Origin of the sequence: Desulfonatronospira thiodismutans ASO3-1 (genome assembly GCF_000174435.1) — a bacterium.
Classification (GTDB): Bacteria; Desulfobacterota; Desulfovibrionia; order Desulfovibrionales; family Desulfonatronovibrionaceae; genus Desulfonatronospira; species Desulfonatronospira thiodismutans.
Genome location: NZ_ACJN02000003.1, coordinates 397,428 through 414,830 on the forward strand (window position 1 = coordinate 397,428; position 17,403 = coordinate 414,830).

The 17,403-nt window shown below is 53.9% G+C and carries 15 protein-coding genes; 10 read left to right on the top strand and 5 right to left on the bottom strand.

The genetic code is table 11. The features are described from left to right. Positions 1–9: 9 nt before the first annotated feature. Both DTHIO_RS13780 and DTHIO_RS13785 read right to left on the bottom strand, forming a co-directional pair. Positions 10–645, bottom strand: a complete 636-nt coding sequence (locus DTHIO_RS13780) for an NUDIX hydrolase (RefSeq protein WP_008870873.1) — start codon at positions 643–645, stop codon at positions 10–12. 19 nt (positions 646–664) lie between these two features. Continuing rightward, entirely contained in the window at positions 665–1,744 is a 1,080-nt protein-coding gene (locus tag DTHIO_RS13785; RefSeq protein WP_008870874.1) for a TRAP transporter substrate-binding protein, read from the bottom strand. Positions 1,745–2,024: 280 nt separating this feature from the next. Here DTHIO_RS13785 and ispG point away from each other — a divergent pair, with 280 nt between their 5' ends. From ispG to DTHIO_RS13825, 8 genes are all read left to right on the top strand, one after another. Then, on the top strand, positions 2,025–3,086 hold the full coding sequence (gene ispG / locus DTHIO_RS13790) for a flavodoxin-dependent (E)-4-hydroxy-3-methylbut-2-enyl-diphosphate synthase (RefSeq protein WP_050775234.1): 1,062 nt from the start codon (positions 2,025–2,027) through the stop codon (positions 3,084–3,086). Between the two features lie 147 nt (positions 3,087–3,233). Beyond that, positions 3,234–3,545 (top strand): 30S ribosomal protein S6, encoded by a 312-nt coding sequence (gene rpsF, locus DTHIO_RS13795; protein WP_008870876.1) that lies wholly within the window; start codon positions 3,234–3,236, stop codon positions 3,543–3,545. 2 nt (positions 3,546–3,547) lie between these two features. After that, positions 3,548–3,805, top strand: a complete 258-nt coding sequence (gene rpsR, locus DTHIO_RS13800; RefSeq protein ID WP_008870877.1) for a 30S ribosomal protein S18 — start codon at positions 3,548–3,550, stop codon at positions 3,803–3,805. A gap of 12 nt (positions 3,806–3,817) precedes the next feature. Then, positions 3,818–4,300, top strand: coding sequence for a 50S ribosomal protein L9 (gene rplI / locus DTHIO_RS13805; protein WP_008870878.1), 483 nt, complete (start codon positions 3,818–3,820; stop codon positions 4,298–4,300). After that, the gene (locus DTHIO_RS13810; RefSeq protein WP_008870879.1) at positions 4,257–7,034 is read left to right on the top strand and encodes a replicative DNA helicase; all 2,778 of its coding nucleotides are present in this window, start codon (positions 4,257–4,259) and stop codon (positions 7,032–7,034) included. The genes rplI and DTHIO_RS13810 overlap by 44 nt, the downstream gene beginning before the upstream one ends. 101 nt (positions 7,035–7,135) lie before the next feature. Further along, positions 7,136–8,437 (top strand): phenylacetate--CoA ligase family protein, encoded by a 1,302-nt coding sequence (locus DTHIO_RS13815; protein ID WP_008870880.1) that lies wholly within the window; start codon positions 7,136–7,138, stop codon positions 8,435–8,437. Between the two features lie 302 nt (positions 8,438–8,739). Further along, a complete protein-coding gene (gene purE / locus DTHIO_RS13820) occupies positions 8,740–9,222 on the top strand; it encodes a 5-(carboxyamino)imidazole ribonucleotide mutase (RefSeq protein WP_008870881.1) in 483 nt (160 codons plus the stop codon). Further along, positions 9,222–9,863 carry a queuosine precursor transporter gene (locus DTHIO_RS13825; protein ID WP_008870882.1) on the top strand — a complete coding sequence of 214 codons (642 nt, stop codon included), beginning with the start codon at positions 9,222–9,224 and terminating at the stop codon, positions 9,861–9,863. Before purE ends, DTHIO_RS13825 begins: the two co-directional genes overlap by 1 nt. An 11-nt stretch (positions 9,864–9,874) precedes the next feature. Here DTHIO_RS13825 and purD read toward each other — a convergent pair whose 3' ends face one another. Genes purD through DTHIO_RS13840 form a run of 3 tightly spaced genes read right to left on the bottom strand, consistent with a single transcriptional unit; the run spans position 9,875 to position 15,137 of the window. Next, positions 9,875–11,140 carry a phosphoribosylamine--glycine ligase gene (purD, locus tag DTHIO_RS13830; protein ID WP_008870883.1) on the bottom strand — a complete coding sequence of 422 codons (1,266 nt, stop codon included), beginning with the start codon at positions 11,138–11,140 and terminating at the stop codon, positions 9,875–9,877. Between the two features lie 35 nt (positions 11,141–11,175). Beyond that, positions 11,176–12,903: a DNA mismatch repair endonuclease MutL gene (mutL, locus tag DTHIO_RS13835; RefSeq protein ID WP_161598681.1), complete on the bottom strand. Its 1,728-nt coding sequence runs from the start codon at positions 12,901–12,903 to the stop codon at positions 11,176–11,178. Between the two features lie 2 nt (positions 12,904–12,905). Then, the gene (locus DTHIO_RS13840) at positions 12,906–15,137 is read right to left on the bottom strand and encodes an LPS-assembly protein LptD (protein ID WP_040419030.1); all 2,232 of its coding nucleotides are present in this window, start codon (positions 15,135–15,137) and stop codon (positions 12,906–12,908) included. A 592-nt stretch (positions 15,138–15,729) separates the two neighbouring features. Between DTHIO_RS13840 and DTHIO_RS13845 the strand changes: the two genes are divergently transcribed. Together DTHIO_RS13845 and ybeY are read left to right on the top strand one after the other, a co-directional pair. Continuing rightward, on the top strand, positions 15,730–16,740 hold the full coding sequence (locus DTHIO_RS13845; RefSeq protein ID WP_008870886.1) for a PhoH family protein: 1,011 nt from the start codon (positions 15,730–15,732) through the stop codon (positions 16,738–16,740). A gap of 33 nt (positions 16,741–16,773) precedes the next feature. Continuing rightward, complete coding sequence (gene ybeY / locus DTHIO_RS13850) at positions 16,774–17,205, top strand: rRNA maturation RNase YbeY (protein ID WP_008870887.1); 432 nt, start codon at positions 16,774–16,776, stop codon at positions 17,203–17,205. Positions 17,206–17,403 lie beyond the last annotated feature (198 nt).

Below are 17,403 nucleotides of genomic sequence, written 5' to 3' on the forward strand. Positions count from 1 at the left end.
CAACTCCGGCTAATCAAATGCTGCCGGACGTTGCGGATCCATAAGGCAGGCTCTTACATGTTCAAGGTGGCGCTCATTGGTGCGGTTGGAGGAAAGAACAGGCAGATCGTCGAAATCAAAAAAATCCACCGCGGAAGTCTCGGGACTGGTCCGGGCATGGCCTCCGGTTATGCGGCACATGAAGACAATCTTGTAGGCATGGAAAAAGGAGATGGGCCGCCCTCCCCGGTTGGCGTCGTACACTCCCACCAGGCGCTCCGGAACCACGTTGTACCCGCTTTCCTCCCAGACTTCCCTGGCCACCATCTCCGAGGGTGTTTCCCCTACGTCGGCCCAGCCCCCGGGCAGGCACCACAGGCCGTCCTTTATCTCTTTTACCAGCATGATGCGCCCGTCCTGTATCACTGCTCCGCGCACATCCACCTTGACCGTGACATAGCCGCTCTGGTCCTGAAAAATGTTCATGGCCCGGGTGTAATCCATGTTGGAATGCATCTCGGCCATTTCCGCTGCTATTTCCTGCAGCCGGGAAAAGTTTTTCTCGTCGTGGTGATTCTTGCTGAATAAAAGCCCGATCCCGCTTATGGCCTGTATTTCCCTGGCCCAGCGAAGCCAGGCTGAAGCCGGATCTTCTTTTCCAGACATTCAGGCCCCCTGAGAAAAATTAATAATCACCATACTCAGAGGAAAACTTTTCATCCAGCTCCCTGGTAATACTAACAGCCTCCTCTGCAGGCAGTCCCCTGGCTTTTTTCTCTTCTATCCAGTCATCGACCACCATATCCAGGCGCTCGATCCATCTGTCCTCTTCTTCCCCGGACAATTCAATAACCTCAATGCCGTGCTCATCCCTGGCAAACTGAAGGCCCTCCCGGGAGGCATCCGCAAATATTTGGCCATACTTTATGACAAACTCCTCGTTCAGCTCTTCAAAGATATCCTGCACGTCCTCAGGCAGAGAATTCCAGGCATCCTGATTCATCACCTTTACAAAGGGTATGTTGTACAGAAAAGGGGTTCTAGTTACATACTGGACAACTTCCGCCAGCCTGAATCCTTTCATGGTATCCGTGGGTCCAAGAATGGAATTCACCAGGCCCTGGTCAAGGGCCAGGTAGGCCTCGGACATGGGCATTGAATGAGGGACAGCCCCAAGGGTCTTCACGGGAACTGCACTGCCTCCAGCCGCACGCATCTCCAGGCGCTGCATGTCTTCCAGGGTTTCCACAGGTATCTTGCTCATAATATCTCCCGGGCCGGTGGCCCAGAACATGAGCACCTTGACACTGGAAAACTCATCCACTTCCAGGTCTTCCTTGAATTTTTTGTATCCCTCGTGAACAGTCAGGGATGCAGCTATTGAATTGGCATTGCGGTAACCGGGCAGCTCAAAGACCTCTGTCAGGGGAAACATCCCCGGAGTATAAGCCGGACAGGTACTTCCGATATCAGCAACACCATCTTCAACTCCACTGAATATCTCCCTGGCCCCGAGCAGTGACTCTCCTGCATGCAAATTGATCTTGACCCTGCCCTGAGTTCTTGTCTCCACCTCCTCTATCCAGGAATTATGTCCCTTTTCCACCTGGGGATGGGAGGCAGGCCAGAAAGTGACCATGCTCAGTTCAATGGGTTCATGGGGTGCTTCACCGACATCCTGACCGTTCTCCGCAGAACAGGCAAACATAAGGCTAACACAGGCCAGAATAAAAAGACTCGAGAAAAAAGCGGACTTGGTTTTCATATCTCTATCCTCTCAGCATGTTTTATAACACCTTGTAAAACCAAAAATTAAGCACGACAATAAAGCCTGATCATATCAGGCATAACCTGTAACACCCAGGGAATATTATCACCAGATGTAAAGTCACAGACAAAGACATGGACAAAATCTCTTCAGGGCAAGCAATAATGCCTTTTTCTTCAAGAAACAAGCAAATTTTTCAGGTCATGATTATGGGAAGGTTAAAAGCCCGGCAACCTTTTTCTTGAAGCCCGCTTTGCCTGGTGCTAAGTCCATGTGCATGCAAAGGCGAAAAACCCGCGAAATAAATATCGGCAATGTCGGCATCGGTGGAGACAACCCCATCCGGGTACAGAGCATGACCAACACACCCACCCGGGATGTGCAGGCCACCCTGAAGCAGATAAACAGCCTGGTCCGGGCCGGTTGTGAACTGGTCCGCCTGGCTGTTCCGGACATGGAGTCTGCGCTTAGCCTGCCCGGGATAAAAAGCAGGTCTCCTGTACCCTTGATCGCGGATATTCATTTTGACCACCGCCTGGCGCTCAAATCGCTGGAGGCCGGGATGGATGGACTGCGCCTGAATCCCGGCAATATAGGAGGTCCAGGCAAGGTGTCCAGTGTGGTGCAGGAGGCTGGAAAACGCGGCGTGCCCATCCGTATAGGCGTCAACAGCGGGTCTGTGGAAAAAAAGCTGCTGGATAAGTACGGCGGTCCTGTACCCGAGGCCATGGTGGAAAGCGCCATGGGTCATGTCCGCCTCCTGGAGGAGCAGGGCTTTGAGCTTATCAAAGTATCCCTTAAGTCCTCCTCTGCACCGGATACCATTAAGGCCTACAGCCTCATGGCTGATGAACGTGATTACCCCCTGCACATAGGAATAACCGAGGCCGGCACACCCCTGCGCGGGGCTGCCAAATCCGGTGTGGGCCTGGGTATCCTCCTGCACCTGGGACTGGGCGACACCCTGCGTGTATCCCTGACCGGCAGCCCGGTGCAGGAAATGACCGTGGCCTGGGAAATTCTACGGTCCCTGGGGCTCCGGCAGAGGGGACCGGAAATCATATCCTGCCCCACCTGCGGACGGACAGAAATAGATCTTCCGGCCCTGGCCCAGGCGGTGGAAGACAGGCTAAGAGATGTGGACGAGGTGTTTACCGTGGCTGTTATGGGTTGCGTGGTCAATGGTCCCGGAGAAGCCAGGGAGGCTGATATAGGCCTGGCCGGGGGCCGGGATTGCGGCATAATTTTCAGAAAAGGTGAGGTAGTGCGCAAAGTAAGGGGAAAGGAGCTGATTCCAGAGTTCATGGCTGAACTGGACCGATTTTTGGGCTTGACATAACTTGAGCCTGCAAATAATTTGATGTGTTTGTTCCGGCAAGGATCAGTACAGCCCGTGCCTGCTGATTACACATGGCACGGAGGCGATCATCAACCATTAAACCTTGCTCTCTTAAATGAGGGCCAATGACCAAAAGGAGTTACACTGATGCAGGCAAGGTATGAAACGCTTTTGCTGCTGAACCCGGAGCTGGGTTCAGACGGAAGCAATGCACTGCTGGAGAAATTCTCCGGCGTACTGGAAAAAAACGGCGGCCAGGTCATCAAGAATGACGACTGGGGACTGAAAACCCTGGCCTATCCCGTCAAAAAGCAGACCCGCGGTCGCTACATCCGCATGGAGTACTCCCTCCCGGCTGCCCAGGTCTCGGAATTCGAGCGCAACATCCGTATTGCAGACGGCGTGTTTAAGTTTTTGACAGTAAAACTGCCCCAGGAAAAGGTTCAGGAGGAAGAATAAGTATGGTATACAAGAAATTCGCCCCCCGGAAAAAGTTCTGCCGTTTCTGCGCCTCCAAGGAAAATATCCTGGACTACAAGAACGTGGATATGCTCAAGGACTTCATTACTGACCGGGGCAAAATCATCGCCCGCAGGATCACCGGCAACTGCGCCAAGCATCAGAGGGCGCTCACCACTGAAATCAAAAAGGCCAGACAGATGGCACTGCTGTATTACACTGCAACTCACAGCACAGACGTCAGGAAAAAGACAACTTAGGAGTAATCAAAAATGCAGCTGATATTAAGAGCAGACGTGGACAACCTGGGTCGACTGGGCGACGTGGTCAGGGTCAAGCCAGGATATGCCCGCAATTATTTAATCCCTCAAAGACTGGCCTACCCGGCCACCAAGGCAAATCTAAATATCTTTGAGCAGGAAAGAAAACGCCTGCAGGAAAAAATGGATGCCATCCGCCGCGAAGCCCAGAGTCTGGGAGAAAAGCTGGAGGAAGCAAATGTGGTCATGCCCGTGCGGGTGGGCGAACACGACAAACTTTACGGTTCTGTAACCACGGCCATGATTGCCGACGCCCTTGCCCAGCAGGGCATTGATATCGACAAACGCAAAATAGTACTGGACAACCCCATAAGAAACCTCGGGGAATACGAAATCGGGGTCAAACTCCACCATGACATCCAGGCCAATGTAAAGGTCAGTGTTGTAAGACATGACAGCGAACAAGTCACCGGGCAGTCAGGGGAAGAATCCTGAGGGCAGCGCTCATTCCGGTTCCGGCAGATCCTTTAAAGGCAAAGATGCCTCCAAAAGATCCGGCCAGGATCTGAGCCAGTCCCTGGGAAAAGTTTCCTCGGACCTGGTAAAAAGAATGCCCCCCCAGAACCTGGAGGCCGAACAGGCGGTTCTGGGCGGGGTTTTTTTATCCAACGAGGTCCTGCATACCCTGGTGGACGTTCTCAGCGAGGAGGACTTTTACTCCCCGGCCCACCGCATAGTCTTCAGGACCTTCCTGGAACTTTACCGCCGCAATACTCCTGTGGACCTGGTCACCGTACACGAGGAACTGGAAAAAACCTCCCAACTGGAAAGCATCGGCGGAGCCGTATATCTGGCCTCACTCACCGAGGCCGTGGCTGCCTCGGCCAACGTGCATTTTTATGCCCAGATAGTTAAGGAAAAGTCTGTTCGCAGGCACCTGATACAGGCCGCAACCAACATTATCGCCCAGAGCTTCGAGCCGGCCAGCGAAATAAGCGATCTCCTGGACACCTCAGAGCAAAGCATATTCGCCATCAGCGAAGCCAAAACCAAGCCGGTTTTCAGATCCACCAAGGACCTGGTTGAAGATGTATTTAAGCTTCTGGAGCAAAGGGTAGAGCGCAAGGAACTGGTCACCGGAGTGTCCACCGGATATCACAAGCTGGACGAAATAACCGCCGGTTTTCAACCAACTGATCTTATTATCTGCGCCGGCAGGCCCAGCATGGGCAAAACCGCCTTCGCCCTGAATATGGCCATGCGCTCGGCCGTGGCCCACGGGGTAAAAACAGCCGTATTCTCCCTGGAGATGTCCATGGAGCAGCTCATGATGCGCATGCTCTGCTCATGGGGCAAGGTGGACCTGAAAAATCTTCGGACCGGATTTTTAAACGACGAGGACTGGACCAGGCTGCATCAAGCAGCCCAGGCCCTTTCCAGGGCTCCCATATATATCGATGACACTCCTGCTTTGTCTTCCATGGAGATGCGGGCCAGAAGCCGCAGGCTCAAATCTGAAAAAGGCCTGGACCAAGTGGTGGTGGATTATCTGCAGCTTATGCGGGCGGGCAGATTCATCGACTCCAGGGAACAGGAAATATCCGAGATATCCAGGTCGCTTAAAGCTCTGGCCAAGGAGCTGAACGTACCAGTGGTAGCTCTGTCCCAGCTAAACCGCAAAGTCGAGGATAGGACCAACAAACGCCCTGTTCTGTCCGACCTGCGCGAATGCGTCACCGGCGACACCCTGGTCTGCCTGGCCGATGGATGCAGGATACCGATCAGTGAACTGGTGGGAACCACCCCCAAGGTAATCGCCATGAACCGGCAAGGTAAACTGGTCAATGCCCGCAGCGACCTGGTCTGGCCGGTGGGACGGAGAAATATTCTGGAGGTTAAGCTGGCCAGCGGCCGCATCCTGCGAGTCACCGCAGACCATCGGCTTTACAGTGCCGGTGGCTGGTGCCGGGTTGCAACCCTGAAGCAAGGTGACCGGCTGGCCATCGCCCGGCAATTGCCGGAGCCGGAAAACGATCTGGTCTGGCCCGACCGGCGGGTAGCCCTGCTGGCCCACTTAATCGGTGACGGCAGCTATCTTAAAGGTCAACCCCTGCGTTACACCACCGCTGACGAAAGCAGTTCACACCTGGTGGAAGAAGCCGCCACCCAGGAGTTTAACGTCCGGGTTAATCGTCATTATCCCCAAAAAGGGGCCTGGCACCAACTGGTTTTCAGCGGCAACGGCAATCGCTGGCGTCCGGCCGGCTTGAACCTGTGGTTGCGGGAGTTGGGTATTTTTAACCAACGCTCCCACGAGAAGCGCATCCCCCGGGAGGTCTTTCGCCTGGGCAACCGCCAGATATTTCTTTTTTTGCAACATCTATGGGCCACCGACGGTACTGTTTACAGCCGCCGAGAAGGCCTGCGAGGCAGTCATGCCATCCACTTCAGCACTAACAGTCCCGGCCTGGCCGCCGATGTCTCGGCCCTGCTCCTGCGCTGCGGCATTATCAGCCGTACTCAGACAGTACACCAAGCAGGCAGCCGCCCGTGGCGGATGGTGCATGTTTCAGGCTCCACCCAGCAGCGTCTTTTCCTGGAAAAGATTGGTGGATTCGGCCCCCGCCGCCGCGAACAGGTCCAAAAGCTTGCCGCCGAACTGGCCGCAACCCGCCCCAACCCCAACGTCGACACCCTGCCCAGGGAATTGTTCAACCATGTCCGTGCGGCGATGAGCGACCAAGGTATTACTCATCGACAAATGACCGCCATGCGCGGCACCTCCTACGGTGGTAACTCTCATTTCCGTTTCGCCCCTTCCCGCCGGATACTCCATGAATATGCCGAAATTCTCGATGATGATCTGTTGCGCGCTCACTGCAAAAACGATCTTTTCTGGGATACGGTGGTGGCCGTGGAACCGGCCGGCCAAGAAGAAGTTTACGATCTTACCGTGCCGGAGCAAGCCTCATGGCTGGCCGACGGGATCATCAGCCACAACTCCGGAGCAATCGAACAGGATGCGGATGTCATTTTGTTTCTGTATCGCGACGGTGTATATAATCCCAAGGAGGACAACCCGCGCAGGGACGTTGCCGAGGTCATCATCGGCAAACAGAGAAACGGTCCAGTGGGAACCGTGGAACTTTCATACCTGGATCGCTTTACCGCCTTTGAAAACCTGACCCATGTCCCGGCCCCTTCCGAAGAAGAAGCTCAGAATCTTTGACCTTTTTTAGCCATGAACCAAGTTTTTTCCTGTAATGTCAGCCACATGCCCCAAGCAGGCATGCCGGCACCATCAACAACCATCAGAAACCGGGGAGATGTATGCAAGTCTTTGACAGGCACGAAGTCCTTGACAGAAAAGAAATCGAAAACCTGCAGGCCATAAGGCTTAAGAATACAGTTCACCAGGCTACAGCCTCCACTTTCTACCGCAACAGCCTTGCCCGGGCCAGCGTTAAAGTCCCGGATATAAATTCCCACGAAGATATAGCCAGGCTACCGTTCACCACCAAAGAAGACCTGCGGGAACAATACCCTTTCGGTTTTCTGGCCATGCCCAAGGAAAAAATGGTCCGCCTGCACGCCTCTTCCGGAACCACCGGGTCTCCCACAGTAATTCTGCACACCCAGAACGACCTCAATGTCTGGGCCGACCTGGTGGCCAGATCCATGCACTGCGCCGGGGTCCGCTCCAGCGACGTCTTCCAGAACATGAGCGGATACGGGCTTTTCACCGGGGGGCTGGGCATACATTACGGTGCAGAGAGGCTGGGCTGCCTGACCATCCCCGCCGGCGTAGGGAACAGCAAGCGCCAGATCAAGATGCTCGGGGACTACAAGGTAAGCGTGGCCCATATTATTCCATCATACGCCCTGCACCTGGGCTCGGTTTTTGACGACCAGGGTGTGGATCCGCGCTCCATGCACCTGCGCATCATGCTCATCGGGGCCGAGCCCCACAGCGAGGAAATAAGGAGCAGAATCCAGGAAATTTACGGGGTAAGAGCTTACAACTCCTATGGTCTGTCCGAAATGAACGGCCCTGGAGTTGCCTTCGAGTGCGAGTATCAGACCGGCATGCACCTGTGGGAGGATGCTTACCTGGCGGAAATAATCGACCCCGAAACCCTGGAGCCTGTTCCCCAGGGCCAGACCGGGGAGCTGGTCCTGACCACACTTACCCGGGAAGGAATGCCCATCCTGCGCTACCGCACCCGGGACCTGACCCGTTTTATACCCGGAGAATGCCCTTGCGGGCGCAGCCACAGGCGTATAGATCGGATCACCGGCCGCTCCGACGACATGATCGTCATAAAAGGGGTGAACATCTACCCCATGCAGGTTGAAAAAATACTTATGTCCATTCCCGAAGTGGGACAGAACTATATCATCCAGCTTGAGCGCCAGGGTCACATGGACCAGATGCGGGTCAAGGTGGAAATAAGAGATGAATTTTTTGTGGAGGACATGCGCCGACTGCAGCAGATTCAAAACAAGATAGCCGGGCTCTTGAGAGAGGAAATACTCATCAGTCCCAAAATAGACCTGGTGGAGCACAATACCCTGCCCCAGTCCCAGGGCAAGGCTACCAGGGTGGTGGACAAGAGGGAAGAAGGAAAATAGTTTAAAAGATGTAATTATTAACCATGGTCCGGGGACTTTGCAAACAGGACGTAAAAACTCACTCCAAGGAAGCTTAAATCAAAACCTATACACGGGTTTAATATCCAGGATATTTTCTAATATCATGCTTTGAATCAAATTCGGTGTCTTACGGTTTTGATTAACGCTTCCTACGTCGTTCAGACAGTTTACGCCCAGTTTGCAAAGCCCCCGGACCATAAATCTGCAAGTTTATAGCTGGATTGTGCAGCTTGAACAGGTGGTGAATAGCTATAAAAAACCAGCAATCAGGAGTACAAAACATGCCCAAAGTAGCAATCTTTATGGGAAGCAAGTCCGATCTGGACCTGGTCAAACCATGCGCCAAGATTCTAAGCGACCTGGAAATCGAGCACTTCATGACCATTTCCTCGGCTCACCGCACACCGGTGCGTACCAAAGAACTGGTGCAGGAGATGGAGTCCAAGGGCTGCAGGGTCTTTATCTGCGCCGCTGGAATGGCTGCTCACCTGGCCGGGGCCGTGGCCGCCCAGACCATCAGGCCGGTTATCGGCATCCCCCTGGCTGCATCCAGCTTGAGCGGCTGGGACTCTCTGCTGGCCACAGTGCAGATGCCTCCGGGCTTTCCAGTGGCCACGGTTGCCCTGGACAAGGCCGGTGCCAGAAATGCAGCCTGGATGGCCGCCCAGATCCTGGCCCTGGAGGATGACGCCCTGGCCGGTAAAATCAGGCAGGCCCGGGAAAAGATGGCCCGGGACGTGGAAGAGGCGGCCCGGGATATATAGTGCAGGAACGTGTCAGTCCGGCCCTTATCTGCCTGGCCTGCATCTTTGCCGGCAGCCTGGTAATAGCCGCGGTCATTTCTTCCAAGATAATCAGCGTGGGTCCCATTGTGGTCCCGGCGGGCATCCTGGCCTACTGCCTGACCTTTGTGGCCTCGGATGTCATAAGTGAGATCTGGGGAAAAAACACGGCCAGGCAGGTGGTGGCCGGAGGCTTTGCAGCCCTGGTGGTCTGCCTGGGCCTGATACACCTGGCCCTGGCCTGGCCCGCCGCCCCTTTCTGGGAAGGGGGCCAGGCCTTTGAAGAGGTCCTGGGGGCTGCTCCCAGAATCATCCTGGCCTCTCTGGCTGCATACATTGTCAGCCAGTACCACGATGTCTGGGCTTTTCATTTCTGGAAAAAGACATTTCGCGGCAGGCACCTGTGGCTTAGAAACAATCTCTCCACCGCAGTATCCCAGCTCCTGGACAGCACCATCTTCATCTGTATAGCCTTTCTGGGGGTCATGCCTTTGCTGCCCCTGATCCTGGGCCAGATGGCGGTGAAGCTCATCATAGCCTTCCTGGATACCCCGCTGGTGTATCTTTTGGTATGGCTGCTCAAAAAACCCAGCAGCCAGGAAAAATACTCGACCATGGGATAATAAATTAATTATTACAGCCCCTTCTGGCCTATATCCCGGCGGTAGTACATGCCCTCAAAGGATATCTTTTCCACGGCCCGGTAACAGCGCTCAATGGCATCCCCCAGGTCCGTACCCAAGGCTGTGACTCCCAGCACCCGGCCTCCACTGGTGACCAGACGCCCGTCTTTATAAGCTGTTCCGGCGTGAAACACCCTGACCAGAGGATCGGTTTCAGCCTCTTCAATTCCGGTTATTTCATGCCCCTTGGTATACCTGGCCGGATACCCGCCCGCTGAAAGGACAACACATACGCTGGCCTCATCTTTTATCTGCAGACTTCTTTCAGCTGCCCTGCCGTGCACGCAGGCCATGATCACCTCCAGAAGATCCGAGTCCAAACGCATAAGCAGGGGCTGACATTCCGGGTCACCGAAACGGACATTGTACTCCAGCACCCTGGGGCCATCTTCACTGAAAATAAGTCCGGCGTACAGGACTCCCTTGAAGGGCTGATCCGTCTGTTCAAGATGCTGCAGCATGGGCCTTATAACCAGGTCCGCGGTTTCCTGGTATTTTGCTGCAGGCAGCACCGGGGCCGGGCTGTAAGCCCCCATGCCTCCTGTATTGGGGCCTGTATCGTTTTCCCCGATACGCTTATGATCCTGGGACGAGGGCAGCAGAAGAAAATTCCTACCGTCGCAAAGGGCCAGAAAGGATGCTTCTTCGCCGCTCAGGGCCTCTTCAATGACCACCCGCTCCCCGGCCTTGCCGAAAACCTGCTTCACCAGCATGTCATCCAGGGCCTCCCGGGCCTGTTCAAAATCATCGGCCACGACCACTCCCTTTCCGGCAGCCAGGCCGTCAGCCTTGATCACCACTGGAAAATCCCTGCCTTGAACGTATTTTACAGCCTGGTTAAAGTCTTCAAACACTCTGTACCCGGCAGTAGGCACCTCGGCCTGGGACATGAGAGACTTGGCAAAGGCCTTGCTGCCTTCCAGCTGGGCAGGATAGGCTCCTGGTCCGAAACAGAGGATATTCTCCTTTTCCAGTGCATCCGTGAGCCCAAGGACCAAAGGCAGTTCCGGGCCGACAATAACCAGGTCCACCTTTTTCGTCCTGGCCAGTTTGACCAGTCCGGGTATATCGTCCACGTCTACGGCAACGTTTTCTCCTTCCAGGGCTGTTCCGCCGTTGCCCGGGGCTATGAACAGCCTCTCCACCCTGGGGCTCTGCCTTATCTTCCAGGCCAGGGCGTGCTCCCTTCCACCGGAACCAACTATCAAAACCCGCATATCTGCTCCTGTGAATTACAAGTTTGATCCTGAAACTATCTGCGCTTAAAAAGCCTTTCCAGTTCTTTGCCGCCCAAGTCCATGCATATGGGCCGGCCGTGGGGACAAAAATTCATCTCTTTGCACTGCATGAGCTTATGAGCCAGGCTCAGGGCCTCGTCCCGGGTCATGGAACTGCCGGACTTGATGGATGTCCTGCAGGCCATGGCAATCAAAATCCCGTCCATATCCCTGGCCTTATCCTCCAGCATGGAGCGCAGCGCCTCCAGTCCTTCACCAGAAGTCAAAATATCCGGAAGGCCTTTTACCTGCAAAAGACTTTCATCCTGAAGCTCCAAAACAAAACCCAGGGACCTGAGCATTGACCATATCTCCTCCAGAAGATTCTTTTCAGCCTGGTGCAGCTCTATCTGCATGGGCATGGCCAGCATTCTGCTCTGAACAGATCCCTGTCTGCTCTTGAGATCTTCAAAGACCACCCTTTCATGTGCCCCGTGCTGGTCCACCACCAGCAACCTGCCAGAAGAATTAAGGAAAACCAGATAGTTGTTTTCCACTTGGCCCAGATAAGAAAGCCCCATATCCGGGGCATGAACCGGGGGTGCAGGTTTTTTCGGGGGCCTGTCCCCATAATCCGGAGCGGTTTCATGGCGGAAGTCTTCCCTGAAAACAGGCATTTCCGGGCGGGTTTCCCCTGGGCCGGGACCATACCTGGGCGAGTCAGCTCTGCCGGCGACGTCAACCTCCTCTGCCGGCATTTCAGGTACTTGAAAATAATTTTTGTCCAACACCTTGCCCACCGCCCTGGACACCAGGGAGAAAACATGCTTTTCATTGCGAAAGCGCACCTCTGACTTGGCCGGATGCACGTTTACATCCACCTCTTCCGGGGGGATCTCCAGGAAAATGACCGCCTGGGGGTACTCCCGGGAAAGAAGCCTGCCCTTGTAGGCCTGCTTCAGGGCCGAGATGAGGGTTTTATCCTTGACTGCGCGGTTGTTCACGTAAAAGAGCATGCGCTCTCCCCTGGCCTGGGCGTTTTCCGGGGCTGAGGCCACCCCGTGCACCCGGAAATCCCCCTGATCCAGCTCCACTTCCTTCAAATCCCGGCACAACTGCTCCGGCCACACCCTGGACAGTCTTTCCTTGAGGTTTTCATTTGCAAAGAATCGATGCAGGCTGCGTCCCTCGGAGTACAGCTCCAGGTCAACCTCCAGGTTGGCCAGGGCCAGGCGGATAAAATTTTCCGAGCACTTTTTGGCCTCTGTGTTTTTGGTTTTTAAAAACTTGAGCCTGGCCGGAATATTGGCCAGCAGATTCTGCACTTTAACCCTGGTGCCTGGATCCATGGCCTCTGGACCCTCTTCCAGATGATCTCCGTAAAGGATCTCCAGAAAACTGCCCTCATCCCGGCCCTGGACGCAGGAAGAAAGCCTGAGCCTGGATACGGAGGCTATACTGGGCAGAGCTTCCCCCCTGAAGCCGAAGCTCTGCACCGAGACCAGGTCCTGCATGCTGAAAATCTTGCTGGTGGCATGCCTGGTAACCGCCAGGGCCATATCAGCAGGCAGCATGCCCGCTCCGTCGTCAACCACCTCCACCAGGGCCTGCCCTCCCTGCTCCAGGTACACCTGGACACTTCCAGCTCCAGCATCCAGGCTGTTTTCCACAAGCTCCTTGACCACGCTGGAAGGCCTTTCCACCACTTCTCCGGCGGCTATTTGATTCTGAAGACCCGGAGGAAGGACTTTTATACCGTTCACACTCAGATCCCCCATTCTCCCAGGTTCAACAGTTTAATGTGAAAGGCGAAGCTGTGATCGTAATCCGTCTTTTTGTATTCAAACATAAATCCATAACACTGGTGCCTGTACTCGGCCGAAAGCCTGTTCTCCAGGGCCCTGGAATGTTCCATGTCTCTTTTCATGGAGGCCTCAAAGCGCCATTTGCGAAAATAGTCCAGGTCCATGCCCACTTCCAGGATATTTATCCTCTCATCCACTGTTCTTTTGTATTCGTCTATCTCATTTAAAAAATCCAGGCTGAACCAGGTGCTGGCCACATCCGGCCAGGTCAGGGTAAGTGTATGTTCGTGCTCAGTGACCATGGTTTCGTAGAAAGAATACCAGGTTTTGTTGCTGAGTGTAATGTACTGATTGGGGTTGAAGCTGATCTCGGCCAGAAGATCCGAAAACGGTCTGCGGTTGTACTCCCGGCTGTGGCTGCGCCTGGCCTCCCTGAAGTCGTATGACTGCTCCAGTTCCACGCGCAAAAAATTCCGGTAGTCCTTACTTAAAACCGGTTCCCCCTCATCTGTCCCCTGGCGGACGCGCTCCAGTCTGCGGGTGAATATATTTCTAAGGCTGTATGTCAATTCCTCTCTGGCAGCGATGCGATCGGTGGAATCGAAGCTTGGATATTTATCCTGGTCCTTGTCAGGTATGTAGTCAAACTCCAGTTCAGGGAGCATGGAATGCTTTACTCCGGTCCAGGCTGACTCGCCCACACTTCCCCATTTTACTTCAGGGGCCGGTCCCATCTCAAATATGCGCTGCAGTTCAGTATCCGCCCGGATATTAAAATCATATATCCCCCTGGTTTGAAACCGGCTGTCAGTATCGCGCTCTACCGGTTCATCCTGGAAACTGTCCACGAAGTAGCCGGTCTGCCTCCAGCCTGCGCTGGGAATTATCCTTCCCCATCCGCTTCTAATGGGCATGCTAAGCCTGGGATGAACATCCAGCCTGGTGGCGGTGGTGCCGTACTCCCTCCAGAAATAGACGCCCTCGTTGGATGATTCCAGTTCAAAAGGCGAATCTCCCAGCCTGGTGCGATACAGATCCAGGTTGACTTCAGGCAGCCTCTGCACTGTAGGATTTCTGCGTGCAGGCTTATTTCTGTTTCTGTATTCCAGGTTGTCGGTATACACCAGTCTGGTGTTAAATCCCAGATTGTTCCAGTTGCGGCTGGCACTGAAAATATTGTTTCTTCTTAGCCGGTCTTTGCCCTGGATGTCCCGGCCGAATTCATCCTCGAACTCGTCCCGGCTGGCATAATATCCAGAGTGACCATCACTGAACTCCCGCAGGTAATTCTGATCCGAAACATAGTCCACATCCAGGCGGAAGGTCCAGTCCGTGGCCGGATCATAATGATCGTATTTGCCCCTTATCCAGTAGCGGTCACGGTTGGGTCTGAACAGGCCGTCATCCTCGAACCTGCTTGGTTCATTGCCCTGGTCGTGGACCTGCCTGTCCCTTAGCCAGTCCGCTCTCCACAGGCCCTTTCTGTGCAGCCTCGGCGTATGGCGGTATTCCACCCCGGGCATGAACCCGCGATCGGTGTAGTAGTTGGCGTAAAAAGTCATGTCCCTTTGATCGTCTATAACGTGATAGTAGGGAAGATTGAAATTGAAGCCGTATTCCGAGCCCTGGCCGAAGGTGGGGAAAAGAAAACCGCTCTGTCTCTTTGTTTTCACCGGGGCTATCATGTACGGTGAATACAGGATTGGGCGGTCCTTGACCCGGAATCTGGGATGCCACAGCCTGGCATAGCCTTCCACGGTGACTTCGCCCCGGCTGGATTTGATGGACCAGGGTGCGGGTCGGTCATCACAGGAAGTCATTATCCCGTCTTCATAAGTATACGTATGCGGACCGGTCTTTTCCATACGTTCCCCGGAAAAATAGACATTGTCCTGGGCCATGAATACTTTGCCCTCTTTGATCCAGCCCACATGATTGTCCAGATCCAGTTCAGCCTCCCGGCCCTCAATGTGATCTCCTTCAAACCTGGCCTGAATATTCCCCTTGAGATATATCCAGTTGGTATCAGTATGCAGCCTGGCGTAATCAGCCTGAACATAATCATCCATCCGCCACATCAAGACATTGCCGAAGGCTTCCACCAGGTTTTTCTCCTGGTCCACGTACATTTGATCCGCCTCAAGCTCCCAGGGTTCATCTGAAGCCCAGGAACAGCCGGCGATTAAAAGCATGCCCGCCAGGAAAATAAAAAATGCCAGGTTAATCTTATACAGCACGAAAAAAGCCCTTTGGTTCAGGGGTGATTCTTGGTAAATACTTGTGGATCACTTTTTGTAACTATTCAGCATCTGCGTACGAAAAGCCAGGGGCCGGGGGTTCGGCAAACTGGGCGTAAACTGTCTGAGCGACGTAGGAAGCGTTAATCAAAACCGTTAAACACCCAGCTTGATTCAAAGCATAATATAATTGAATATTTTCTGGCTGAAAAAACTTGAAGAGGTTTTGATTTACGCTTCCTTGGAACGAGTTTTTACGTCCTGTTTGCCGAATTTCCGGACCACTGGAGCTCATATCATTAAGGTGAACAGTTACCACTTTTTTAGAAAGCCGGCTTGCAATTTTGTTTGTTCCCGGGAACCCACAACCCACTGTCCCGGCTTGTGTTTAAAAATAATAAAGTATAAAAGAGGCTGTCAGGAAAGGCCGCCATCAAGCGTGTCTTCGGGTTCATACCCCATGATGCCTCTGTGCTCAACATCAAAAAAACTGGTTTTGCCCGGCAGGGCATAAAATATTACGCAATGAAACAAAACTGGAAGCAAAATGCCTGAAAACAACACAGATCAGCTGCAATTCAGCAATTCCGCCTACGTTCAGGAGCTGTGCGGCCCCCAGGGCCGCAACCTGGAGACGATTCATCAGCAGACCGGGGTGCAGATAGAAAGCCGCGGGGGCTCCATGACTCTGACAGCAAAGGACCAGGGCGACCTGGAACTGGCCAGAAGCAGCCTGCTTCAGCTCTACGCCCTTATCGAATCCGGCTACAAGGTCTACCCCGAGGATGTGGAGGCGGCTCTAAGGATCCTCAGGCAGGACATAAAGGCGGACCTGAAAAAAATATTCAAGAAGGAAGTCTTTGTTGTTTCCAGCAAGAAGACCATAGCCCCCAGAAGTTCCACCCAGAGGGCCTACCTGCAGGCCATAAAGGAAAAAGACCTGGTTTTCGGAATAGGCCCGGCCGGCACGGGCAAGACCTACCTGGCCGTGGCTGTGGCCATATCCTACCTCATGCAGAGGGTGGTCAAACGGATAATCCTGGCCAGACCGGCTGTGGAGGCCGGGGAAAAACTGGGATTTCTCCCGGGGGATATGCTGGAAAAAGTCAATCCCTACCTGCGCCCTCTGTATGATGCCCTGCACGACATGCTGGAATTCAACAAGGTCCAGGAACTTCTGGAGAGCGGAATGATCGAGGTGGCCCCCCTGGCCTTCATGCGCGGGCGGACCCTGAACGAATCCTTTATCATCCTTGATGAGGCCCAGAACACAACCCCGGAACAGATGAAAATGTTTCTTACCCGCATGGGACTTGGTTCCAAGGCAGTTATAACCGGGGACATCACCCAGGTGGATCTGCCGGGAGCCGCTGTATCCGGGCTTATTCAGTCCCGGGATGTACTCAAGGGAGAAGAAGGCATCAAATTCATCTACTTCAATGAACATGATGTCATCCGCCACAGCCTGGTAGCCAGGATAATCAAGGCCTATGAGCGTTTTGATCAGGCCCGCCTGGAAAAAAAGGAAGAAGGAAGAAAATCAGAACATGATGAGTAAGTTGCATTCACAGCGCCCGGAAGGAGCTTGCCTTTGAAAATAAACGTGGAATTAAGCGCCCCTCTTGTCCCGGTCCTGTGCCTTAGCCGCAGGGAAGTCCGGGACATAATCCGGAGGATACTGGAAAATCTGGACTGCCGGGAATCATCACTAAACCTGGTTATCACCGACGACTCCCGCATGCAGCATCTGAACTCGGCCTTTCTCTTCTGCCCCGGCCCCACGAATGTCCTGGCCTTTGAGGAAGAATCCAGGCATGAATCGGGATTTCTGGGAGAGGTCTTTATCAGTGCCCAGGCTGTAATACGCGAGTCAATCCTTTATAGCCAGCCCATATTTGAGCATTTTGTCCGCCTGCTGGCCCACGGCATTGAACACCTGGCCGGCTTTGAGCACGGCCCGGAAATGGAAGACCGGACCCTGCACCTGCAAAGAACCATTAAAGCAGAGGAATACGGGCTTTAAACCCTAAAAAAATCTAAAGCAGGCTATGCCCGCAACCCAAGCGAAAAATTTACCCTTGGCCACTTAACTGTCTATTCTTTCGCTTATCATCGGTATCGGGATCGGGATCGGGGTCGAAGTCTGAATCAAATCCGGTAGGCAAAGTCATGTAAAAAGCTGCCCGGTATTTTCGATACCGATTCCGATACCGACACCGAC